The organism is Streptococcus atopicus (assembly GCF_049166725.1).
Taxonomy (GTDB): domain Bacteria; phylum Bacillota; class Bacilli; order Lactobacillales; family Streptococcaceae; genus Streptococcus; species Streptococcus hominis.
The window spans coordinates 25,129-46,900 of sequence record NZ_JBMHFC010000005.1 but is presented as its reverse complement, the minus strand read 5'-3'; the positions used below and the strand labels follow the sequence as shown (position 1 = coordinate 46,900).

General features: G+C 38.4%; 22 protein-coding genes and 1 riboswitch. Of the genes, 5 read left to right on the top strand and 17 right to left on the bottom strand.

All coding sequences use genetic code 11. The features are described from left to right. Window positions 1-113: 113 nt before the first annotated feature. A complete protein-coding gene (locus tag ACOMA9_RS04900; RefSeq protein WP_330945117.1) occupies window positions 114-1,400 on the top strand; it encodes an aminotransferase-like domain-containing protein in 1,287 nt (428 codons plus the stop codon). A 30-nt stretch (window positions 1,401-1,430) separates the two neighbouring features. Here the strand turns inward: ACOMA9_RS04900 and ACOMA9_RS04895 are convergent, their stop codons facing one another. The 5 genes from ACOMA9_RS04895 to ACOMA9_RS04875 all read right to left on the bottom strand — a co-directional run bounded on the left by ACOMA9_RS04895 (window position 1,431) and on the right by ACOMA9_RS04875 (window position 7,245). Further along, on the bottom strand, window positions 1,431-3,173 hold the full coding sequence (locus tag ACOMA9_RS04895; protein ID WP_330945118.1) for an ABC transporter ATP-binding protein: 1,743 nt from the start codon (window positions 3,171-3,173) through the stop codon (window positions 1,431-1,433). Window positions 3,174-3,175: 2 nt separating this feature from the next. Next, window positions 3,176-4,915 carry an ABC transporter ATP-binding protein gene (locus tag ACOMA9_RS04890; protein ID WP_330945119.1) on the bottom strand — a complete coding sequence of 580 codons (1,740 nt, stop codon included), beginning with the start codon at window positions 4,913-4,915 and terminating at the stop codon, window positions 3,176-3,178. A gap of 95 nt (window positions 4,916-5,010) precedes the next feature. Further along, complete coding sequence (locus ACOMA9_RS04885; protein ID WP_330945120.1) at window positions 5,011-5,682, bottom strand: MmcQ/YjbR family DNA-binding protein; 672 nt, start codon at window positions 5,680-5,682, stop codon at window positions 5,011-5,013. A gap of 12 nt (window positions 5,683-5,694) precedes the next feature. Continuing rightward, on the bottom strand, window positions 5,695-6,327 hold the full coding sequence (locus ACOMA9_RS04880) for a copper homeostasis protein CutC (protein ID WP_270736127.1): 633 nt from the start codon (window positions 6,325-6,327) through the stop codon (window positions 5,695-5,697). A 51-nt stretch (window positions 6,328-6,378) separates the two neighbouring features. Beyond that, window positions 6,379-7,245 carry a GNAT family N-acetyltransferase gene (locus ACOMA9_RS04875; protein WP_421424785.1) on the bottom strand — a complete coding sequence of 289 codons (867 nt, stop codon included), beginning with the start codon at window positions 7,243-7,245 and terminating at the stop codon, window positions 6,379-6,381. Window positions 7,246-7,388: 143 nt separating this feature from the next. On the opposite strand from ACOMA9_RS04875, the gene ACOMA9_RS04870 reads away from it, so the two are divergent. Next, window positions 7,389-7,913 (top strand): ECF transporter S component, encoded by a 525-nt coding sequence (locus ACOMA9_RS04870; protein WP_049513350.1) that lies wholly within the window; start codon window positions 7,389-7,391, stop codon window positions 7,911-7,913. A 38-nt stretch (window positions 7,914-7,951) separates the two neighbouring features. Next, complete coding sequence (locus ACOMA9_RS04865; protein ID WP_003033213.1) at window positions 7,952-8,461, top strand: transcription repressor NadR; 510 nt, start codon at window positions 7,952-7,954, stop codon at window positions 8,459-8,461. Between the two features lie 58 nt (window positions 8,462-8,519). Here the strand turns inward: ACOMA9_RS04865 and kphA are convergent, their stop codons facing one another. The 5 genes from kphA to ligA all read right to left on the bottom strand — a co-directional run bounded on the left by kphA (window position 8,520) and on the right by ligA (window position 14,408). Then, window positions 8,520-8,759, bottom strand: coding sequence for an RNA-binding protein KphA (gene kphA / locus ACOMA9_RS04860; protein ID WP_330945121.1), 240 nt, complete (start codon window positions 8,757-8,759; stop codon window positions 8,520-8,522). 18 nt (window positions 8,760-8,777) lie between these two features. Continuing rightward, window positions 8,778-9,050 carry a 30S ribosomal protein S16 gene (gene rpsP, locus ACOMA9_RS04855; protein ID WP_003024685.1) on the bottom strand — a complete coding sequence of 91 codons (273 nt, stop codon included), beginning with the start codon at window positions 9,048-9,050 and terminating at the stop codon, window positions 8,778-8,780. 117 nt (window positions 9,051-9,167) lie between these two features. Further along, window positions 9,168-11,468 carry a type I pullulanase gene (gene pulA / locus ACOMA9_RS04850; RefSeq protein ID WP_330945122.1) on the bottom strand — a complete coding sequence of 767 codons (2,301 nt, stop codon included), beginning with the start codon at window positions 11,466-11,468 and terminating at the stop codon, window positions 9,168-9,170. A 13-nt stretch (window positions 11,469-11,481) separates the two neighbouring features. After that, entirely contained in the window at window positions 11,482-12,441 is a 960-nt protein-coding gene (locus ACOMA9_RS04845) for a diacylglycerol kinase family lipid kinase (RefSeq protein WP_151380301.1), read from the bottom strand. Window positions 12,442-12,449: 8 nt separating this feature from the next. Next, window positions 12,450-14,408 (bottom strand): NAD-dependent DNA ligase LigA, encoded by a 1,959-nt coding sequence (gene ligA / locus ACOMA9_RS04840; protein WP_421424781.1) that lies wholly within the window; start codon window positions 14,406-14,408, stop codon window positions 12,450-12,452. 198 nt (window positions 14,409-14,606) lie between these two features. Here ligA and ACOMA9_RS04835 point away from each other — a divergent pair, with 198 nt between their 5' ends. Then, window positions 14,607-15,554: a 2-dehydropantoate 2-reductase gene (locus tag ACOMA9_RS04835; protein ID WP_195323071.1), complete on the top strand. Its 948-nt coding sequence runs from the start codon at window positions 14,607-14,609 to the stop codon at window positions 15,552-15,554. Window positions 15,555-15,679: 125 nt separating this feature from the next. Here the strand turns inward: ACOMA9_RS04835 and ACOMA9_RS04830 are convergent, their stop codons facing one another. After that, window positions 15,680-16,189: a QueT transporter family protein gene (locus ACOMA9_RS04830; RefSeq protein WP_106082784.1), complete on the bottom strand. Its 510-nt coding sequence runs from the start codon at window positions 16,187-16,189 to the stop codon at window positions 15,680-15,682. Continuing rightward, window positions 16,187-16,295: riboswitch (PreQ1 riboswitch) on the bottom strand. Its footprint overlaps the gene before it by 3 nt. 28 nt (window positions 16,296-16,323) lie before the next feature. Between ACOMA9_RS04830 and ACOMA9_RS04825 the strand changes: the two genes are divergently transcribed. Then, window positions 16,324-16,767 (top strand): GtrA family protein, encoded by a 444-nt coding sequence (locus ACOMA9_RS04825; protein WP_247905595.1) that lies wholly within the window; start codon window positions 16,324-16,326, stop codon window positions 16,765-16,767. A 64-nt stretch (window positions 16,768-16,831) separates the two neighbouring features. On the opposite strand, the gene ACOMA9_RS04820 is transcribed toward ACOMA9_RS04825, so the two are convergent. The 6 genes from ACOMA9_RS04820 to ACOMA9_RS04795 all read right to left on the bottom strand — a co-directional run bounded on the left by ACOMA9_RS04820 (window position 16,832) and on the right by ACOMA9_RS04795 (window position 21,733). Beyond that, window positions 16,832-17,539: a B3/B4 domain-containing protein gene (locus ACOMA9_RS04820; RefSeq protein WP_330945124.1), complete on the bottom strand. Its 708-nt coding sequence runs from the start codon at window positions 17,537-17,539 to the stop codon at window positions 16,832-16,834. A gap of 10 nt (window positions 17,540-17,549) precedes the next feature. Then, the gene (locus ACOMA9_RS04815) at window positions 17,550-17,999 is read right to left on the bottom strand and encodes a MarR family winged helix-turn-helix transcriptional regulator (protein WP_204972333.1); all 450 of its coding nucleotides are present in this window, start codon (window positions 17,997-17,999) and stop codon (window positions 17,550-17,552) included. Window positions 18,000-18,070: 71 nt separating this feature from the next. Further along, entirely contained in the window at window positions 18,071-18,979 is a 909-nt protein-coding gene (locus ACOMA9_RS04810) for a YihY/virulence factor BrkB family protein (protein WP_003042389.1), read from the bottom strand. Window positions 18,980-19,029: 50 nt separating this feature from the next. Next, window positions 19,030-19,887 carry a methionyl aminopeptidase gene (locus tag ACOMA9_RS04805; RefSeq protein WP_003029837.1) on the bottom strand — a complete coding sequence of 286 codons (858 nt, stop codon included), beginning with the start codon at window positions 19,885-19,887 and terminating at the stop codon, window positions 19,030-19,032. Between the two features lie 24 nt (window positions 19,888-19,911). Next, entirely contained in the window at window positions 19,912-21,189 is a 1,278-nt protein-coding gene (spxR, locus tag ACOMA9_RS04800) for a CBS-HotDog domain-containing transcription factor SpxR (protein WP_330945125.1), read from the bottom strand. Then, window positions 21,182-21,733: a GNAT family N-acetyltransferase gene (locus ACOMA9_RS04795; protein WP_151380306.1), complete on the bottom strand. Its 552-nt coding sequence runs from the start codon at window positions 21,731-21,733 to the stop codon at window positions 21,182-21,184. The genes spxR and ACOMA9_RS04795 overlap by 8 nt, the downstream gene beginning before the upstream one ends. Between the last annotated feature and the right edge of the window lie 39 nt (window positions 21,734-21,772).

Sequence of the window (21,772 nt, the reverse complement as noted above, 5' to 3'; positions counted from 1 at the left end):
GTTTTAATATTTAAAAATATTTCAATCGCTACCGTCAATAACAAATACCATACATCATTTCCTGATTGTAAAAGATTTCAAAATACGTTACAATAGAGAAAAAATTCTTCTGTATGGGGACAGTTAAGATGATAAAACCTAAGTATCAATGTATCATAGATCAGATTAGCCAAGATATTAAAAGTGGGAAATTGTCCAAGGGACAAAAGATTCCTTCTGTCCGTCAGCTGGCAGAATACTATCGCTGTAGCAAGGATACAGCTCAAAAGGCGCTAATGGAATTGAAATATCAAAAGTATATCTATGCGGTTCCTAAAAGTGGCTACTATGTGCTGGAAAATAGTCTGGAAGACCAGCAGGACATAGACTTAACCGTCAGAGATGACCACTACCAAATTTATGAAGACTTTCGACTTTGTCTCAATGAAACGTTGATTGGACGTGAGAATTATCTTTTTAACTACTATTCTCAGCAAGAAGGGCTGGAAGACTTGCGACAATCTGTCCAGCAGCTGCTTCTGGATTCAGCTATCTACACCTCTGCTGACAGGCTCGTTCTGACGTCTGGTACCCAGCAAGCTCTTTATATTCTTTCGCAAATTACCTTTCCAAATAAAAAATATGAAATTCTAGTTGAACAGCCGACCTACCATCGGATAAACGATTTGCTAACTGCGCAACAACTTCCTTATCAAACAATTGAGCGAACTCCAGAAGGGATTGATTTAGAAGAATTGGAGCGGATTTTTCAATCTGGTCGTATCAAATTCTTCTATACTATCCCGCGCTTTCATTATCCCTTGGGGCATTCTTACAGTCGAAAGGAGAAGGAAGAAATCATTCGTCTCGCTCGGCTTTATGATGTTTATATCATAGAAGATGATTATTTGGCTGACTTTGACAGCAAACGCGAACTGACCTTTCATTACTTGGACGACAGCCAGCATGTCATCTATATCAAGTCATTTTCTACTAGTCTCTTCCCCGCCCTTCGGATAACAGCTCTGCTATTTCCTCCAGCTATTCAGTCTACTTTTATTACCTACAAAAAAGCAGTAGATTACGACAGCAATCTCATCATGCAGAAAGCTCTATCCCTTTATATTGACAATCTCATGTTTGAAAAAAATCGTCTTTCTCTGCTCAATCAACAAGAAAAAGAATTGACGAGAGCTAGAAAACTTTTAAGCCAAAATCAACTCAAACTTCCCTACTTTCTCAATAGGGATGGTATCTTACTAGATTTACGTGGACTTAAATCTGTCAGTTCCCTCAAACATAGCAATCTGCCATTGGATTTTTTTGAAGCAAGCTATATACAGGATTGTCCTTATCAATATGCAAAAATTAAATACGGGGATCTAGAAAAAGTCTTACAACATTTAAATGAATATTTATAAAAAGGGAGCCGAAACTCCTTTTTTAAGATTTTACTCTTTTTCCATCATTCCAGCCTGCAACTGATACATTTTATAATAAGTACCCTTAAGCGCTAGAAGCTCTTCGTGTGTGCCAGATTCAATGATACGCCCCTGCTCCATGACATAAATGCAGTTAGCGTCCTGAATGGTAGACAGCCGGTGAGCAATGGCAATCGTTGTTCGTCCTTGGCGCATTTTTTTCAGCGAAGTTTGGATAAGTTCTTCGGTCTCTGAGTCGATATTAGCGGTTGCCTCATCCAAAATCAAGATTTTTGGCTTGGTAGCGATTGTTCTGGCAAAAGCTAGCAATTGCCTTTGTCCACTTGAAAAAGTCGCACCTCGCTCAGTTACAGGACTGTCATAACCTGCAGGAAGCTGACTAATAAAATCGTGAGCATCCACAAACTTCGCAGCTTCTACAATATCCTCTCGACTCATATTTTCCTGATACATTTGGATATTAGAAGCAATGGTACCGTGATAGAGGAAAGGATCTTGAAGAACTAAACCAATATTCCGGCGCAGTTCAGCTTGGCTGTGATTCTTAATATTTTTATCATCAATTAAAATTTCTCCTCTTTCAAATTCATAAAATCGCAGAAAAAGATTGATGATTGAAGACTTGCCTGAGCCAGTCGAACCGACAAAGGCGATTGTTTCCCCCTGCTTGACTGAAAATGAAATATTTTTCAGAACATCACGCTTGCCGTCGTATGAAAAGGAAACATGACGAAATTCAATATTCCCAGCTGTAATTTCCAATGGAAGATTAGCTTGATTGGGCTCATAGTCTCTACGGTCTATGATTGCAAAAACACGGTCTGCAGCCACCATAGATGTCTGCAAAACAGAGTAATTTTGCATCAAATCAATCAGAGGATTGAAAAGTTGATTGACATATTGGATAAAAGCATACATGACACCTGCTGTCACTCCTGCAACCTGCCAAGTAAAGCCAAAGTAGGCTAAAATAACCGCATAAGCTAAAATTTTCAGCAAAGACATAGCTGGACGCAGAAAAAGGCTATTGATATTGAGATAGCGAACTGTATACTCCAAATGCTCGCCGTTAATCGTTTCAAATTCATTTATTAGGCGTTTTTCCTGACCAAACGCCTGAATAATTCGCATCCCCTCAATACTTTCAGAAAGTTTGACATTCAAATCGCTCAGTTTGCTTCGGACGAGTTTTAGCAAACGATTAGATAAGCGTTGATAAAGTAAAATGGAGCCCAGCATGACTGGTAAAAAGAGTACAATAAGTCCTGTCAAGCGCCAATTCAAGGTGCACATCGTCACTACTGTTACAACAAGAATAAAAATGGAACTTATAAAGCTTGAGAAGATGCTACTAAACATATCTGCTACCGCTTGTGTATCATTCGTCAAACGGGAGACAATCGCTCCTGCGGCCGTTTGATCAAAATAAGCCATACGTAACCGCTCAATATTTTCAAAACTCTCCTGACGCAGATCGCGAACAATGCTATATGCCACACGGGCAAAAGAATACTGTCCTAAGAAAGTAAATAGCACCCTCAACAGAAAGAGAGCATAATAGAGAATCAGAATATAAAATCCCGCCATAATCTGATGACGACTGATAAAATGGTCAATGAAATACCGAGCCAAAAGTGGCAAAGCTGTCGTTACCAAAGTTGTTGCAAAGATAAAAGCAAGTGCCAAAATGCTCACCCATTTATAACGCCACATATAAGTCAGAAGGCGATGAAAAGTTGCTTTTTTTTTCATAATCACTCCTCCTTCAGACTTTCTGCCAATTGCTGATTATGATAAGTATGCGCATACCAACCGTTTTGAGCCAGCAATTCTTGGTGTGTGCCTCGCTCTTTAATGCGCCCATTTTCCATAACTAAGATCAAATCTGCATGAACAACTGCTGACAATCGGTGAGCAGTAATAATAGTTGTTTTACCATCTCTTTCTCCCTTAAGGTTTTCTAAAATCAAATGCTCTGTTTTAGCATCAACAGCAGACAAAGAATCATCCAAGATTAAAATATCTGGTTTCAGAACGAGCGCACGACTCATCGCTAAACGTTGCTTTTGGCCCCCTGAAAGTGACACTCCACGTTCACCAACAATCGTCTGAAAGCCTTCTGGCATGGCAATAATATCCTCATAAAGACCACAAAGTTTACTAGCTTGAATCACTTCGTCATCTGACAAGTCTGGATTTGCAAAACGAATATTGTCCGCAATCGACATTGCAAAAAGAATCTGTTCTTGCGGTACGTAACCAATCAAACTCCGCAAATCATTTAAGCTGTAATCTCGAATATCATGATCATTCAGATAAATAGCACCTTCTTGAATATCCCGTTCTCGCATGAGCAGGCGTAATAGTGTTGTTTTGCCAGAACCTGTTTGTCCAACAATTCCTAGCGTCTGCCCTTTTTCTAATGCAAAATGAATATTGGATAAAGTGGCTGCTTTCTCATAAGAAAAACGCTGAATATAATAGAGCAAACGACCATTTTGTATAGGGGAAACGGGATTGTTGGTCTCTTTGACATCAGATTTTTCTGCCAACAGTCGCTCAATCCGTTCATAAGACACCATTCCCCTCTGGCTGATGTTGAAGAGATAGCCCATCGCCTGCAAAGGCCATACCAGCATATCTAGATAAGTAATAAACGTCACTAATTCCCCGACTGTAAATTGCCCTCTAGAGATGAATATTCCCCCAAAAATCAAAGTTAACGCATAAGATAAGCCGATGAAAATCAGAACCATAGGGTCGAAGAGGGAATTGTATTTAGCAGCTAAAATATTCTTCTCATAGACATCCTGATTTGTTCTAGCAAAAGAGTAACTTTCTGCTTTTTGATAGCCAAAAGACTTCGTCACTTTAATCCCCGAAACGCTTTCCTGTACCTTGTTATTCAAGTCAGAAAAGGCCTCCTGAGCCGCTTTAAAGCTCTCATGATTTTTTCGTCCAATTAAACTGGTTCCCCAGGAAAGAAATGGCAATGGCAAAATAGCAATCAAAGTCAAGCGCCAGTCTAAAACAAAAAACATGGTCAGCAGCGTTACCAGTGCTGTGATTGATGCGTCTACCGCCGACATGACACCCCCACCTGCCACACTTACAACTGCGTTAATGTCATTCGTTGCATGCGCCATCAAATCTCCTGTTCGATATTTTTGGTAAAAAGACGGTGCCATTTGGGTAAAGTGCTCAAAAAGCTGAGAACGCAAAAGTCGTCCCAAATGATTTGCTGTACCAAAAATATATAGACGCCAAAGATAACGCAGACCATACATAATAAAGGCTGAAGCAACCAAAAGTAAAAGATTTAAAAGCAACTGGTCTGACGTTAGATTTCGGCTAGCAATGCGGTCAATCACCACGCCGATTACTCTAGGAGGAATTAAATTAAAAACACTAACCAAAGACAAGGCTAGAATTCCGATAATATAACGTTTTTTCTCCAGTTTGAAAAACCAGCCCAATTTTCTAATAAGATTCATGCTCTCTCCTCTGCTATTACTGATTACCATTATACACTATTTTGTTGCATTATCTGTAAAAATAAAACGCAGCTAGCGCAACCTAACTGTGTTCATCATCTCTTTTGGGTCAATTCAAAGCTCTTATCCAAAAGGGAAAAAAGTTCTGTATCTGATAAAGTATCATCCAAGGGCAGGCTCAGCCAATATTTTTTGTTCATGTGAAATGCTGGGTAAATCCCTGTTTTTTTAAGTGAATCAGACACTTGATTGTTTTTGACATTCAGCACTTCTATTTGACCAGTTTTGCCATTTTCAAACTTCGACCAGTCTATCGTCATAAAAATACCATACCATTTTTTAGTATCCTGATGTCGAAAAACACCAGCATGAAGATTGCTATTTTTTGAAGAATTTTCCCAGAGATATTCCAGTCGTCCGTCATAGATTCTTGCTACGTACTCCTGCAAGCGCCTGCTCTGTTCATAAAGAAAACCAACTTCGTCAAAACAGTTAGTTCGAATCATCAGAAAAATCTCTTGACAAGCTTCACGAACCTGTCCAACAAATTCACCCATCATCTGCTCCATTTTGACTTGTACATATTCATCACCTGTTTCTTGATCAAGCACTTGGTAGTCCAGCTTCTCACCCTGCAATTTTAGCTGTAACAGAAAATCACCATTCATCATTTCCTGAGAATAAACAAACTCTTCTCCTCTTTTTTTAAAACCAAATACCTGTAATTTTTCTGGATTTGCTTGGTATTTTTCAAATAAGTCTAACATGATCTTCACTTTCTAAGATACAATTTTGGTGCCATGAAGTTGATTGACCCCAAGCTTTGCAACAATTTCATCACGATTATCAACCGTAATACCGCCTCCTGGTAAAATATCAATCCGACCAGTTGCATGATTTATCAATTCATATAACCAAGAAAAATGCTCTTGAATCGGCTCTTCTGCCAGTCCACCGTGAGTTAGAATCCGTTTCACGCTATGTTCCATTAGCCAGTCCATTTCACTAAATTGATGTTCTCTTGGAATGGCATCAAAAGCCATGTGAAAGACGACTTCCAGCCCTTGCGAGGCTTTTAATAATTTTTCCATTTTTGGATAATCAATTTTATTAGCAGTTGTCAAAACACCAAAAACAAGTCCGTGTGTCCCAGCGCTGCGCGCCATTTGAATGTCTTCTAGCATGATTTCCATTTCCAAGTCATTGTATACAAAGTCTCCCCCGCGTGGACGAATCATCGTCATAACGGTCACATTGTAAGGTTTTGCTAGCTCAACAGCTGCTTTTATGACACCGTAACTAGGCGTTGTTCCGCCAACTGCTAGATTATCGCAAAGTTCAATTCGTCGAGCACCAGCCTGCATGGCTTTTTCCAAATTAGTCACATTTTCTGCACAAAATTCATAAATCATTTTTGACCTCTTCTATGTGAAAGTGTTTTCTTGTTTATTATAACATAATCACTATTTATTCTTTAAAATCTTTCGCGACCGCTGGCACCAATCCAACCATTTTTTCCTATAATCCGACTCAGGCAAGATACGATTTTCTAAATCTTTTATCGTTAAAATTCCTTTTTCTTCACAAGTTTGAAGACAATAGTAATAGAAATCCCAATTCAAATCGTCCTCTTCTGCATAAACTGGAATCTCTTCAAAACCAGATTGATAGGCTATAAATGCTCTGCTGTGGCCATCAGTGAAAAAGATTTTACCTTTCAATCGCTTAATTGGTAAAGGATTTAAGGCGTTTATGTCCTTTGTATCGAACCATATCTGTACCTGCTCTAATTTCTTTTCAGAAAGATAAAATTGACTTGGTTGAATAGCTGACAAAGGAAGCATCAAATCCAAAGCATAGCGATGCCCATTTTCAGTCTTTTCCAAAGGATAAAATCCTACTGACTCAAACATCTTCTTAGAAGCTTCATTGTCATCATAGATTTCTTGAACATACAAGCGCTTATAGCCCAACTTGCGTCCACGTTCAACCAATACCTGAACAACTGTCCTTCCGATTCCCTGGCCACGATAAACTGAGTCTCCAATCACAATCGGCATGTTCTCTTGCCAAAAACTCACATCACCAATCGGCTGCCAACCTGCATTTATCAAAACTTCAATAAAATACACTTCTCCATGATGAGTAAGATAGTCATACATTTTCTTGATTCGTTGAAGTGTGTAAGGATCTCGACTACCATCAATCAAGCGGATTACCTCAGGGTCTTGATACCAAGAAAAGGCAAGATGAGCTTGTCCATCATACTTTCGCAAACGTAAGGAAGAATCAATGAAAATATACTCCGGTTGTTTCTTTACATCTATCATAATATTCTCCTACTACTGACATTCTAACAGAAATTACACAGATTGTTTAGAAATTCTGTCCTATTCTATCAAAATTTTCTCTTGACATTATCTGCAAAAACAGTATACTATACTTATGTATATACAGTTAAAAGGAGGAAATTATGAAACCTAAAACAAAAAATCAATTTATAACTCTTACAGCTCTCTTGACTGCACTAGCTATTGTTATTCCAATGGTTATGCCTGCAAAAATTATTATTCCACCTGCTTCTTATACTTTAGCAAGCCACGTTCCTATTTTCTTAGCCATGTTTATCTCGCCGTTAATGACTTTGATTGTTATTTTAGGTTCTACTTTTGGTTTTTTAGTAGCTGGTTATCCCATTGTTATCGTTCTTCGCGCCCTGTCACACCTATTCTTCGGCTTGGTAGGCGCTCTTTATCTAAAAAAATATCCTAAAACTTTAGATAAGCCAATCCAGACTTGGATTCTTAATATTGTCCTTGCTTTTGTTCATGCGATTGCTGAAGTCCTTGCTTGCCTCATCTTTTACGCCTCAACTTCTTTTCCAGCAAATATGTTTTATCTGCTTTTCATCCTCGTAGGAGTTGGAACTATTATTCATAGTATCGTTGATTTTATCATTGCACAATTTATCTATAAAGCTCTACAAAAAATCCGCTAAATCTTGAATATTTAACAGATTTATTCTACAATGAATTTATGATAAAACAAAGAAGAACAGATTTATTACAGCTTTTAAAAACTGCGGAAACTCCCTTAAATGGACAAATTTTAGCAGAGAAATTCCATGTTACTCGACAAATCATTGTACAAGACATTGCCGTTTTACGAGCAGATGGCGCCCCTATTATTAGTACAAATCGAGGCTATATTTACAAAACGAATGATACTGCTAAATATTATCACCAGCTTTTTAAAGTTAAGCATACGATTGAAGATATTGAAGTGGAATTACTGGCAATTGTAGATAACGGTGGACGAGTTCAAAATATTATGGTAGAGCATCCCGTTTATGGGGAAATTCAAACCTATCTGAAATTAACTTGTCGCAGAGATGTTCAGCATTTCATCCAACAAATTCACGAGACCAATTTTCGCGGTTTATCTGAATTGACAGACGGTGTCCATTATCATCTAGTAGAAGCTGATTCGCAACAAGATTTAGACTATGTCGAAAAAGCATTAGAAGAATTGGGATTTTTAATATAAAATTCAAACATGCTTTCTATATAGATTTCAAAAAAATAGAGCCTGAATGGCTCCATTTTTATTTTTCATCAATAACAATTCTGACTTTTTTATCTTCGGTTGGGACAGAATAAACAATCGTTCTTATCGCAGAGATCGTGCGACCTTTACGACCGATTACACGTCCAACATCACTAGGGTCAAGATCTAAATGATATTCCAAAAATTCTGGTGTATCTTCAATCTTGATAGTTAAAGCATCTGGTTTTGAAATCAAAGGTTTCACTATCGCAATAATAAGATTTTCAATCGTATCCATAGTCAACCTGCACTTCTATTATTTAGAGTATTTAGAATCGTGGAATTTCTTCATCACACCAGCTTTTGAAAGAATGTTACGAACAGTATCAGAAGGTTGAGCACCTTTTGACAACCAGTCAAGAATACGATCTTCTTTTAAAGTTACTTGGTTTTCAGCAACAAGTGGATTGTATGTTCCAACTGTTTCGATAAAACGTCCGTCACGAGGTGAACGTGAGTCTGCTACGTTGATACGGTAGAAAGGTTTTTTCTTAGAACCCATACGAGTTAAACGAATTTTAACTGCCATTTTAAAAATTTCTCTTTTCTTTTTTTATTTTTAGGGATAGCAGAGCTATTCCCAACATACTCTATTTTATCACAAGAAAGAAAAGGTGTCAAGAAAAAATCTTGACACCTTTTGATATTACCATTCTACGACTTCAAAGACTGTAGCTGTCAGATCCTCAACAAAAGAATCGCTAACTTGACGACTATTTCCAGCTACAAGTTTCAAATTTCCAATATCTTCAATATTGTATCTATCACCACTTGCATTAAAAATTACGAGGTAATAATTATCATCTTTCACTTCAAAAATGACAATTCCACTTCCGGAATGCGCTGAATGTACAAAGGCATGCTGGTAAATGTCATCATAATGCTGGTAAGAAAATTCTTTTGTTGTCGTTTTTAAACGAATCATCTGTTTGATATAGTTGATACTTTCTTGATGATGAGCTAATAAATCCCAGTCTACTTGATTGACAGCGTCAGGAGCGTTATAACTGTTCATAGCGCGCTTATGATCTGCCTGAATGGTATTTCCATTTGCTCCAGTTGCCACTAGTTTGCTACGTGAAAATTCCTGTCCCAACTCCATAAAACTCATGCCTTGCAAGAGGAGATTCATCGCAGTTGCTAATTCAATCCGCTTAGTACGAGTCAATTCATCATCATCTGGGTGCAGTTCAGCTAACAAATCGTGCAAATTGTAATTATCATGCGCTTCTACATAATTAACGACTTGTTTTGGCTCCAGATAGGTTCCTAGTTCACTACTTCCTAGAATTGCCTTGGCAACAATTGATTCTGTCGCTTGACCACTTACAAAGCCAGCTTTCAAACCACCATAAACCTCTGCGCCTTTGATAGCATCACGTTCAGTATCGTTGAAAAATCCGATATTAGGTAATTCAAAAGCATTATCTTTTTTGGCTTTGTCAAGCGGAAGCAATCCTGTCCCCATATCCCAACCTTCACCGTATGTGAGAATTCTCGGGTCAATTTCATCTAACGCTTCCCGAATTTGACGCATCGTTTCAATATCATGAATGCCCATTAAATCAAAACGAAAACCATCAATATTATACTCTTTTACCCAATAAAGGATAGAATCAATCATATATTTACGAAACATTTCATGCTCGCTGGCTGTCTCGCTCCCCACACCTGTTCCATTTTGGAAAGATCCGTCTGGATTCATTCGATAGTAATAATCAGGCACTGCTTGTTGAAACGGTGAATCATGAGTCGAATAAATATGGTTGTATACAACATCTATCACTACGGAAATGCCCGCATCATGATAGGCCTGAATCATCGTTTTTAAATCCCGCATTCCTTGAGACGGGTTTGCTGGATCTGTTGAAAAACTCGTTTCAGGAGCATTGTAATTTTGAGGGTCATAGCCCCAATTATACATTACATTTCCGTCTTGATCATACTCTTTATGTCGATCAGAGATGGGCTGCAATTGTACAACATTGATACCTAAAGATTGGATATAATCAAATCCCGTCGCCTGGCCAGATTGATTTTTGGTTCCTTTTTGACAAGCCCCTAAAAAGGTTCCTCGGTGTTTTTTAGACACGCCAGAACTGCTAGACTTCGTCAAATCTCGTACATGCATCTCATAAATAACAGCTTGACAAGGATTCTTTAGACGCCAAATTGCCTGCTGCCCTTGTTTCACTTGGAAATGTTTTGGATTTCGCTCCGCAGGCGATAAAATGACAGAACGCTTTCCATCTTCCGTTACGGCTTCCGCATACGGATCGCGTGTTACTGTTTTGTGATGTTCAAACTCTAGCTGGTACTGATAGGCTTTATTTGCCAAGTCATCTGAAATCACTCGAGACCAAATTCCGATTGTATTTTTAGCATGATCTTTGGAAAAATCTTTTCCTCTTTGTAAGTCGTAGACCTTCCAGATTTTCGCTTTGTTAGTGCTATTCTTGTAGACTACTAGCTGAACTTTTTTTGCAGTCGGTGCCCAGAGTTTGAATTCTGCTTGTTCACCATTATACCGACACCCTAACCAACCTTGATACCCCCAATGCTGATCAAAACGTTTGTTATCTAATGCCATATCAAAAGCATGAGGATCTTGCTTTGCATAATACGGACTAGTCATAGCAGCCTGCCTAGAATAATAAACTTGACTGTCTCCTTCGATAATCCAAACCTCAGTCACTAAATGAGGCGGTAACAACTGAATGGAATAGTCAACCGACTGGTGAGACCAATCGGTTGTTTTTACAATGACATGGACATTACTCAAAGCTTGTTCGCTTGTATAGGACAAGGTTCCTTGAATCCCAAAATCATCATACTGGAAAAAAGCACTCTCTTCTCCCCATTTATTCATTTGCCATTTCCACATATTATAGGCTGCATAATTTCCTAATTGATTATGGTAATGGATTAAGACACGATAGTTTAACATCACATTCTCCTGATTATTCTTTATTCTCCAATGACAAAGCACTATCGCTAATCTCATCAATATTTGCAAAAAATTCTAAATGGTTATGAAGAACTTCCAATTCAACAGGAGTATCTCCACCATATTCGCCATCCAGATTTAACATGAATGGGGCTTTTTTGTCTAAAACTTCTAACTTTAACTTACTTGTTTTTAAATATTCTACATTCACATCTGTCACATGTTGACCACCATTGATTGCTTGAATCATCAACGCCAACATATCAAACAACCGAGCAGTTTTCACCAAAATTAAGGTAAAATTACCATCATCTAACACTGTATCTGGCGCTAATTTTTCAAAGCCACCGATTGAATTGGTTAAGGCAACAAAGATTAAAGAAACCTTGCCTTCAAACACACCGTGGTCGTGTTCAATATGCACCTTACGTAATTTAGATTTTGGCAGCATTTCTGCTCCTTTTGCGACATAAGCAAGGTAACCCAGACGAGATTTAACTTCGCTTGGAACACTATATGTTAATTCTGTCAAAGTTCCCGCTGCAGCAATGTTAATAAAATATTTTTTCCCATAAGCCTGACCAATATCCATTTTTATGGTTTGATCTTTTTCAATAATCCGAGCAGCTGCTACTGGATCTCCCATTGGAATTTTGAGAGCGCGTGCATAATCATTGGTCGTACCAGTTGGAATAAAGGCTAACTTAGGTCGATTTTCCAACGGTGCTACCCCATTGACCACTTCATTGATTGTCCCATCTCCACCAGCCGCAACAATTAAATCAAATCCTGCTTTAGCTGCTCTCTCTGCTTCAGTTTGAGCTGACAAAGGAGCAGGCGTCGTCTGATAGGCACTTGTTTCATAGCCTACATCTTCTAAAACGTCTAAAACTTCTGCGATATTTTTTTTAATAATTTCCTGACCAGAGGTCGGATTATAAATCAATCGTGCTCTTTTTCTAGCTGTTTCCATACAAACCTCTACAAGCTCTCAAGCCAAGCTTCATCACGAATGTCAATTCCTAACTCTTGAGCTTTTGTTAATTTACTTCCTGCGTCTGCTCCGGCAACGACTAGACTTGTTTTCTTAGAGACCGAGCTCGTCACCTTTGCACCCAAACTTTCTAATTTCTTTTTCGCCTCTGAACGATTGAGACGCTCCAATTTTCCTGTTAAAACAACGGTCAATCCAGAAAGCGCTGCACCTGCTGCCACTTTTTCTCCAAGGTAAGTGAAATTTAATCCCGCTTCTTTTAATTCCGACAATAAAATATGAGTTCCTTCTTGTGCGAAATAGCTGGAAAGACTCTCAGCAATCACCATTCCTAGACTATCCAGCGCAGCAATTTCTTCTTTTTCTGCTTTTGCTAATTGCTCCAAATCATGAAAATGCTCCAACAAAATCTGACTGGCTTTACTTCCAACATGGCGAATGCCCAAGCCAAATAATAATTTCTCAGCAGAATTTTCCTTGGAAGCCTGAATAGCAGTATACAACTTATTAGCTGATTTTTCCTTAAAATTTTCCAATTGCAGCAAATCTTCGACAGTCAAGCGATAAATGCCAGCCACATCATTTACCAACTGCTGATCAAATAACTTTTCTACAACAGCAGGACCAAGACCTGTGATATTCATGGCATCGCGACTAGCAAAATGAATCAAGCCTTCTTTGATTTGTGCAGGACAACGTGGATTGATACAGCGTAAAGCAACCTCATCTTCAAAGTGAATCAACTCGCTGTTGCAACTTGGACAATTCTTTGGAATCTCCAATTTCTCTTCTGATTGGCGCTTACTTTCAACCACTTGCAAAACAGCTGGAATGATGTCGCCTGCTTTGTAAACGATGACCGTATCGCCTTTGCGAATGTCCTTTTCAGCAATGTAATCCACATTGTGCAAAGTGGCTCGGCTGACCGTTGTCCCCGCTAATTGCACAGGCGTCAAGTTGGCTGTCGGCGTAACAACTCCAGTCCGCCCAACCGTCCAGTCAACTGATAAAAGCTGCGCTTCTTTTTCCTCGGCTGGAAATTTGTAAGCAATCGCCCATTTAGGTGCTTTTACGGTAAAACCAAGCTCTTCTTGTACCGCCAAATCATTTACCTTGATTACAACACCGTCAATATCATACGGTAACTGGTCGCGTTCTTGAGCGATTTGTCCAATAAACTGCCACACTTCATCCATCGAATGTGCCAAAATATGCCGCTCATTCACACTGAATCCATTTTTAGATAACTGATTTAAAACAGCTTCTTGGCTCATCGCACTTGTCGGGCTGGCTTCTTGATAGAGAAAGGTTGCAAGATTTCGCTTGGCAACAATCGCCGTATCCAACTGACGCAATGTTCCTGCCGCTGCATTTCTCGGATTAGCAAATTCTGGTTCTCCGTTTTCCTGACGTAGCTGATTCACCGCATCAAAAGAGCTGCGTTGCATATAACATTCACCACGAACAGTCATATCAACTTCGCTTGGCAACTTTAAAGGAATATCTTTCACTCTTTTCAAATTTTCTGTGATATTTTCCCCGACAGAACCGTCTCCGCGAGTCGCTCCTGCAACTAAAATCCCCTTTTCATACATGAGAGAAATAGAGAGGCCGTCAATTTTTAGTTCACATAGATAGCTAATATCTGGAAAATCTTTCCGAATCCGTGTATCAAATGCATCTAACTCTTCACGTGAAAAAGCATCCTGCAAACTATAGAGCGGATACTGGTGTTGGTATTTTTCAAAACCTTCTAAAACCTTACCTCCCACACGATGAGTTGGGCTATCAGGCTGAACGAACTCTGGATACTGCTTTTCTAAATCTAATAATTCATGATACAACTTATCATATTCACTATCCGATACGCTTGGATTATCGGTGGTATAATATTCATGAGCATACTGATTGAGCAGCTTCACCAGTTCTAACATTCTGTCTTTCATATTTCTATTTTATCATAATTCATGCGTTTCTACAGCATTCTTACCTATATTCTTTACAAAAAATTAGACAAAAATGTAAAATAGCAGAAAAATAATCTTCATCACATCAAATATGATAAATTTCAAAAATTTAATTGATTAAAATACATAAAAGAAGTAAAATATACTATAAATAAAAAAGCTAGGAGAATTGTTAGTATGAATATTACAATTGCAGGTGTCGGTGCCATGGGTAGCCGCTTTGCTCTGATGTTGCATCGAGCAGGACATAAAGTGACTTTAGTAGATGGCTGGGAAGAACATGTCACAGCTATTCAAAAAGATGGTTTACAAGCGAACTTAAACGGCGAAGAAGTTGTTGCCAAGTTGCCCATCTATTTGCAAAGTCAAGTAGATCCAAGTTTATCTAATGACTTAATTATTCTATTTACGAAAGCTATGCAGCTAGAAGCGATGTTAGCAGATATTCAACCTTTGATACATGATGATACAGCTGTTCTCTGCCTATTAAATGGGATTGGTCACGAAGAAGTCATTGAAAAATATGTCCCAAGAAATCAAATTATGATTGGAAACACTATGTGGACTGCTGGTATGGAAAAACCTGGACGTGCAAAATTATTCGGAAACGGCTCAATCGCTTTGAAGAATTTAGTCGCAGATCCAAAAGCTGAACAAGTAGCTTATAAAGTCATTGAAACCTTGAATTCTGCTGGATTAAATGCGCAATATACAGAAAATATTTTATATGCCATTTATAAAAAAGCCTGTGTCAACGGAACGATGAATAGTTTGTGTACCCTTTTGCTTGCTAATATGGCAGACTTTGGAGACACTACTCCTGCACATGCTATCGTTGAAAAGATTGTGAGTGAGTTTGCAGCAGTTGCAAAACACGAAAATGTAGACTTGAATGTCACAGAAACCGTGGACTATATTGAAAAGAACTGCTATAATCGCGATACAATTGGCTTGCATTATCCTTCCATGTATCAAGATTTGAACGAGCACAATCGTTTGACAGAAATTGATTATATCAACGGAGCTATTGCACGAAAGGGACAACAATATGGTGTAGACACGCCATACTGTGCCCTTATAACCGAACTCGTTCACTGTAAAGAACAATTACTTGGTGCCAAATAACATCAAACTTGCAATAGATTTTACTATTGATTATGCTTCTTGCTCATTGGAAATGACTCATTTCTGTCATTCATGAAATATAAAAAAACATGCTGAGAAATCCCTTGGCATGTTTTGTTGATATGTTATCTTCCTAAATCAATCCGTTTATTTAGCTTATCCATTAAGATTCCACCAATAATGAGTGAAGCAAACTCTCCTACCGCTGTCGTAAACCAAGTCAAGAAAAACGGTGCTTTAGCGACAAGATACAATTCAGCTGCAATGGTCACCATAGAAAGTGAAAAGAAAATCGCAAAATAAAAGAAAGCTTTATTGATCAGTCCATTAAACAAGTATTCATTCATGTATTTTCTAAAGAAATACACACCTAAGCTCAAAAAGACCAAAGTTGAGCCACCACCGACAAAGACATCGATGATTCCAAAGCTAAATAAATTTGCAATCATACAACCCAGGGTGACTCCGATGATGTACTTAGGTTTATAAAAAGCCATAAAGTTCATCATTTCAGAAATCCGAAATTGGTAGGCACCATAGCTAATAGCATTCAAGGGCGGTGTCATTGTTAGTGCAACATAAATCGCAGCAACAAGAGCAATCTGAGCCATATCACGAACAGTAATTTTTTCCATGTTTTCTCCTTTAGCGGCCAAACCGCGTGTAATATGCTTGGCGAAAGGGAACTAAGCACCAAGGGCTGCATTGACAAAACGAATACAGCTTTTCAAGTATAGCATATTTTTTTCAAATATGATAGACTAAATCTATGAAAAATTATATAAAACGCTTTTTCAATAACGAAATCTTATCCTATTTGTTTTTTGGTGTTGCTACAACTGCTGTTGCAGTTCTTACACGTATGCTTTGTTATGCTTTCACGAGTAATGAATTACTTTCTACAGTGATAGGCAATATCGCTGGAATCCTTTTTGCTTTTGCGACAAATGACACGATTGTTTTTAAGCAAGAAAGAAAAGGCTGGGGCGCTCGTTTTGTCAAATTTGCTCTTGCGCGACTTTCCACTTTTCTGTTGGACATGGGGCTCACATTCATTTTTGTCACAACATTTCCTAACATTATCGGTCAATTTGTCCACAATGACATTAAAACGGTCAACACTATTGAAACATTGTTTGCTCAAATCGTTATTATTGTGCTTAATTATGTTTTTAGCAAAATCTTTGTATTTAAAAATAAATCAACGAATTAAAAAGACAAACCTACCTCAATGGTGGTTTGTCTTAAATCCAAAGGAGCCTTAAGGCTCTTTTTTCTTAAATTTCTACACTTGGATTGTCAATTGTCAGATGAGTAATTTCTCCTTTGACTCCAAAATAATCTTCTACCAAATGTTGCAATTCCTGCATAGCTGCTTGCGCGCGTTTGGCTTGGTCTTCATTGATAGCCTCGATGACTAGTACTGCGTCCGTTGTGCCTTCAGTCAGCATTGTCCGTTGCGCTTCCCGCCAGTTAAAGCAGCGACAAACCGCTCCTTCATTATCATAATAGATAATCTCTTCTGGAAGAGCTGGTGCGTCTGTCTCTGCACCAAGTGGAAAGAAAGGTTCGCCTCCTTGCGCTTTTCCAAGATGCAAGCCTCCTTGAATCTTAGCAATATCTTCACCACCACAAGGAACAGCATAGGAAAGTGATACACTATTATAAATATCCACCAATGGATTGATTGGATTGAACTCACGACCTTGACTTACCCTTTTTAAAAGAGCTTCAATAGAAGAACGCGCACCTTTTTTAGTTTTAAACTTACTAAAAGCACCACGCCATTCTTGAATCACGTCATTTTGCGTAAAGGTTTCATCTACGATAAAATCTTCTGCACGCTTGCTTCCCTTATCTAACAAAGATTTAAAATAAGGGTCTTTGCTTTCGTCAACGCTATTATCCAAGCCTTTAACAACCATAATGCTAATTTGTGCTTGAGGAAATAATTCCCAAAATTCATTTTCAACTGTGACTTTCATTTTACACCTCTCAATAATTTCTTTTTTGTCCTTTTTTAACCAATTCCCAATCATCAGTAATATTCTGTCGCACCTTTGCTAACATGTCTTCTAACAATTGAGCATCTTCTTTTGAAAATCCTGTCAAAGCCTGCTGCTCAGAATAAGTGTGCTCTGCTAAGATAAACGGATAAAGTTTTTTTCCTGTGTCTGTCGCAAAAAGCTCTTTATTTTTTAAATTTCCAGCTGCACTTCTTCTTTCAATCAAACCTTTACTCTCTAATTTTTTGACGGAGCGAGCAACGGTTGACCGATCAACTTTCAGCAAATCCGAAAGTTCTTCTTGAATAATACCGGGATTTTCTACGATACGAACCAAATAAAGATACTGCCCTTTGGCCAAATCAACATGGCGAAATTCAATATTCGCCATTGAATCCAACGCTCGGGCGATGATACCAATCTCTCGCAAAATCGTCATATTGCCTCCTTAAGCAATATTATATCACATTTTATTGCAAATGCAATAAAATAACCACAAAAAAAGAAGTTTCATTTGAACTTCTCTTTATTTTTTATAAGTCTTGTTGTCAGTTGTTTGTGTCTCGTTTCAAATTCTTTTTCGTGACATCCTTGGTAACTCGCATTTAAGATTGCCCCAATAATCATAATTTGGGCAATGAAGGTAAACCAAATCATGACGACGACAACAAAAATGGAACTAAAAAATCGAACATCCATTAAGTGATTTACATAAGTGTCCAAATAAACAGAAAATAAATTTAACAATACCCCAATCGTAAAAACTACAAAAATCGTTCCTGGCAGAACATAGCGGATTTTCCTGATTTTTACATTGGGTAAAAAGTAATAAAGCATCAGTAAAGAAAGAAACAGCAAGGTGTAAATCGTCGGCTGGGTCATTCTTTGCAAACTGGCATATAGTTGATCATCAAACTCCCAAAAGCTATGAAGCAAGCGAAGCGACATTCTCCCAAACATTGTCAGTAAAAGAGACAAGGCAAAGAGAAATTGCAACCCCAAGCTAATGACTAAACTAAATAATCTATGTGATATCAGACCTCTATCTTTTGCAACACCATAAGCTTTATTAAATGCTTTTTGTAAAAATGACATTGATTGTGAAAATGCCCATAGAGCCGAAAGGATGGAAAAACTCAACAAGCCAGAAGAAGGCTGAGTTAGCAAATTTCGGGTAACCTTTGCAACGACTTCATACAGCGATTCAGGCAGAACATCTTCCATTGCTTCCAAAAATTCTGCTATCGGAATTTGAAAATAAGGCAATATATTCACAACAATCAATAGCAACGGAAAAATCGAAATCAGCAAATAATATGCCACCGCAATGCTTGTCAAATCAATCTCGGATGCTTGATAAAATTTAAAAAAGGATTGTAAAAACGGGTTCTGTCCAATCTTAGAAACAAACTTTTTCATCTCGTCTCCTACTAGAATACAGAGCAAAAAGCCCCTTTCCATTCTTATTTTTAATAAGTTCCTTCTTCTCCTTGGCTGGTTAAGATAACAGGACCATCTTTGGTAATCACAAATTGATGTTCGTATTGACAAGAAAGTCCACCGTCCAGCGTTTTGTGAGCCCAACCCGTTTCAAAATCTGTGTCAATCTCCCAAGTACCTGTTGAAATCATTGGCTCAATTGTCAAAACCATGCCTTCACGAAGACGCAATCCGCGTCCAGCGCGTCCGTAATGAGGCACCATTGGCTCTTCGTGCATGGTTGGTCCAACACCGTGTCCTACCAAGTCACGAACGACACCATAGCCATGACTTTCCGCATACTCTTGAATCGCTGCACCAATGTCACCAATTCGATTGCCAACTTGAGCAGCTTCAATTCCACGATAAAGGCATTCTTTTGTCACGTCCATCAGTTGGTGCACTTCTTCACTTGCTTGACCAACTGCATAAGCCCAGCAAGAATCCGCAACACCTCCACGGAAATTTTCTGTATAGTGTTTCATCTGCTCTACATTGTTGAAATCGAGTTTAGAAACATCCAATTCTGCTTTATCAACCAAGCCAACAACCATATCTACTTTAATTAAGTCACCCTCAACCAATTTTTGATGACGTGGAAAAGCATGTGCCACTTCATCATTCAATGAGCAGCAAGTGGCATAAGGGTAGTCCATGATGCTCCCTTCTACACCAATTTGAAGCGGAAGAGCATTATCTTCCTTACATCGTCTGCGGACATACTCTTCAATTTCCCACATGTCAATACCTGGCTTAATCAAATCCCTTAAACCGATATGAATACTGGCGAGAAATGCACCGCTTTTTTCCATTAAATCAATTTCACGTTGTGATTTTAAAGTTATCATTCTTTCTCCTTAATATCTGAGGTATTAATTTATTTTTACTGTAATTGTTGCTTTTGCAACCAGTTGAAGTTTTAGGTAAATATCGTAATCCAAAATAGCAGAATGCCGTGTTTGTCGGACAATTCTTGGTCGAAGCGTCAAAGTTTCATCAATCTGAACAGCTTGCAAGAAATAAATCATCATCTGCTCAATAATAATATTTTTCTTGCCAGATGTCATGTATTGATGTGTTGCTGTCGTTAAAATCTCTGTTAGAATCCCGTTAGATAAAACACCGTTACTTTCTAACATAAAAGGTTCCACAACAAAAGAAAATTCATTGTTGATATGACGAAGTTTTTGAGAGACTTGGTCACTAAAAGTCGGTAGGCTGGAGATTTGTTCCCGACTCATTTTTTCCATGACATCGCGACGCGTAATGACTCCAAGAAGAGTTTGATTGCTCCGAATGACTGGCACCATTTCAAAGTCTTCTGTAATCATGCGCTGGCTAACATTGGCAATGCTGGTGTTTAAAGTAACGGCATAGATATTTTTTGTCATAACTTTGTCCAAAATAGTGTGAGGAGACTTGTCACCAGTATCACGCATAGTCACCACGCCAACGACCATATTATGCTGATTAACAACAGGAAAACGACTGCTACGGTTTTTCCGAACCAAATCCATAAAATCACGAACGGTATCTGTATCTTTTAAGAAACCATACTCATGACTACCACGATAAACCTGTTCCACGGTTAAAATATCTGTTTTGATCTGTATGTTGGACAGAGCACGATTGATAATCGTTGCAACTGTAAAGGTATCATGTTGGGATCTTAGAACAGGAATGCTTAAGCGGTTCGCCAATTTTAAGACATCATGATTCACGTCCAAACCACCTGTCACTAAAACAGCATTTTCATGCTTCAAAGCCAATAACTGAATATGGGTGCGGTCTCCAATAATCAAGAGACCTCCTTCTGTTAAGTAACGTAAGAGATTCTTCTCGGTCATTGCCCCGATTGAGAATTTACTGAATTCCTTTTCAAGCCCGTCTTGACCAGCTAATACTTCTGATCTCGTAATTTCAGCAATTTCTTTAAATGTTAAGTGCTCCAGCTCTACTTTGGGAGATTTCACGCGAATCGTGCCGCTACGAGGACGTGTTTCTACCAATCCACGATTTTCGGCTTCTTTAATCGCACGATAAGCAGTCCCCTCGCTTACTCCTAAATAATTGGAAATACTGCGTACACTAACACGCTTTCCTACTGGTAATTCTTCCAAATAAGCGATAATTTCTTGATGTTTACTCATGAAAGTCTCCTTTTTCATAGCAAAACTCTAAATAATCCCGCATTTTACGTGTATAACGGTCGCTCCCCTTGAACTGCCGCCTACAAGAAAAGCCTGTCTTCTCGGCAACTTTTTGGCTAGCTTTGTTTTCCAGATGAGTTACAATATAAAGTCGCTTCAAATCAAACTGTGTAAATGCCAAATAAACAATATTTTTGACGCACTCAGTCATCAGACCATGTCCCCAATAATCATGCCGAAGAAAATAACCAAGCTCTGCTTCGCCCTTGATTTCGTCTATCTTTTCAAATTTGACAGAACCAATCATTTGCCCAGAATCTTTATCACAGATCGCCCAAATGCCAAGAGGATATTTCATGAAATAATTAGCCAATACATGTTGGCTTTCTTGTAAATTAGCCTGCACAGGGAAAATGAAACGCAAATTTTCAGGATTGGAAGCAATTTTATAAAAATCTTCACTATCCATAAAGGAAAAGGGACGCAATACTAAATGCTCTGTTTCTATAAAGGCAAATTCTGCCAATTTTGTCCACAAATTCATATCTTACCTCTAAAGATAAGACCCAGTTGGTACGCCAAC

Coding starts and splice junctions, on each gene's coding strand:
- ACOMA9_RS04890 (WP_330945119.1), bottom strand. CDS start 4,915: ATGAATCTTATTAGAAAATTGGGCTGGTTTTTCAAACTGGAGAAAAAA.
- spxR (WP_330945125.1), bottom strand. CDS start 21,189: ATGAGTAAACATCAAGAAATTATCGCTTATTTGGAAGAATTACCAGTA.
- ACOMA9_RS04810 (WP_003042389.1), bottom strand. CDS start 18,979: ATGAAAAAGTTTGTTTCTAAGATTGGACAGAACCCGTTTTTACAATCC.
- ligA (WP_421424781.1), bottom strand. CDS start 14,408: ATGAAAGACAGAATGTTAGAACTGGTGAAGCTGCTCAATCAGTATGCT.
- ACOMA9_RS04875 (WP_421424785.1), bottom strand. CDS start 7,245: ATGATAGATGTAAAGAAACAACCGGAGTATATTTTCATTGATTCTTCC.
- ACOMA9_RS04820 (WP_330945124.1), bottom strand. CDS start 17,539: ATGAAAGTCACAGTTGAAAATGAATTTTGGGAATTATTTCCTCAAGCA.
- ACOMA9_RS04805 (WP_003029837.1), bottom strand. CDS start 19,887: ATGATAACTTTAAAATCACAACGTGAAATTGATTTAATGGAAAAAAGC.
- kphA (WP_330945121.1), bottom strand. CDS start 8,759: ATGGATACGATTGAAAATCTTATTATTGCGATAGTGAAACCTTTGATT.
- ACOMA9_RS04880 (WP_270736127.1), bottom strand. CDS start 6,327: ATGATTTATGAATTTTGTGCAGAAAATGTGACTAATTTGGAAAAAGCC.
- ACOMA9_RS04825 (WP_247905595.1), top strand. CDS start 16,324: ATGAAAAATTATATAAAACGCTTTTTCAATAACGAAATCTTATCCTAT.
- ACOMA9_RS04830 (WP_106082784.1), bottom strand. CDS start 16,189: ATGGAAAAAATTACTGTTCGTGATATGGCTCAGATTGCTCTTGTTGCT.
- ACOMA9_RS04895 (WP_330945118.1), bottom strand. CDS start 3,173: ATGAAAAAAAAAGCAACTTTTCATCGCCTTCTGACTTATATGTGGCGT.
- ACOMA9_RS04870 (WP_049513350.1), top strand. CDS start 7,389: ATGAAACCTAAAACAAAAAATCAATTTATAACTCTTACAGCTCTCTTG.
- ACOMA9_RS04815 (WP_204972333.1), bottom strand. CDS start 17,999: ATGACGATTTTGCGAGAGATTGGTATCATCGCCCGAGCGTTGGATTCA.
- rpsP (WP_003024685.1), bottom strand. CDS start 9,050: ATGGCAGTTAAAATTCGTTTAACTCGTATGGGTTCTAAGAAAAAACCT.
- ACOMA9_RS04795 (WP_151380306.1), bottom strand. CDS start 21,733: ATGAATTTGTGGACAAAATTGGCAGAATTTGCCTTTATAGAAACAGAG.
- pulA (WP_330945122.1), bottom strand. CDS start 11,468: ATGTTAAACTATCGTGTCTTAATCCATTACCATAATCAATTAGGAAAT.
- ACOMA9_RS04865 (WP_003033213.1), top strand. CDS start 7,952: ATGATAAAACAAAGAAGAACAGATTTATTACAGCTTTTAAAAACTGCG.
- ACOMA9_RS04885 (WP_330945120.1), bottom strand. CDS start 5,682: ATGTTAGACTTATTTGAAAAATACCAAGCAAATCCAGAAAAATTACAG.
- ACOMA9_RS04900 (WP_330945117.1), top strand. CDS start 114: ATGGGGACAGTTAAGATGATAAAACCTAAGTATCAATGTATCATAGAT.
- ACOMA9_RS04845 (WP_151380301.1), bottom strand. CDS start 12,441: ATGGAAACAGCTAGAAAAAGAGCACGATTGATTTATAATCCGACCTCT.
- ACOMA9_RS04835 (WP_195323071.1), top strand. CDS start 14,607: ATGAATATTACAATTGCAGGTGTCGGTGCCATGGGTAGCCGCTTTGCT.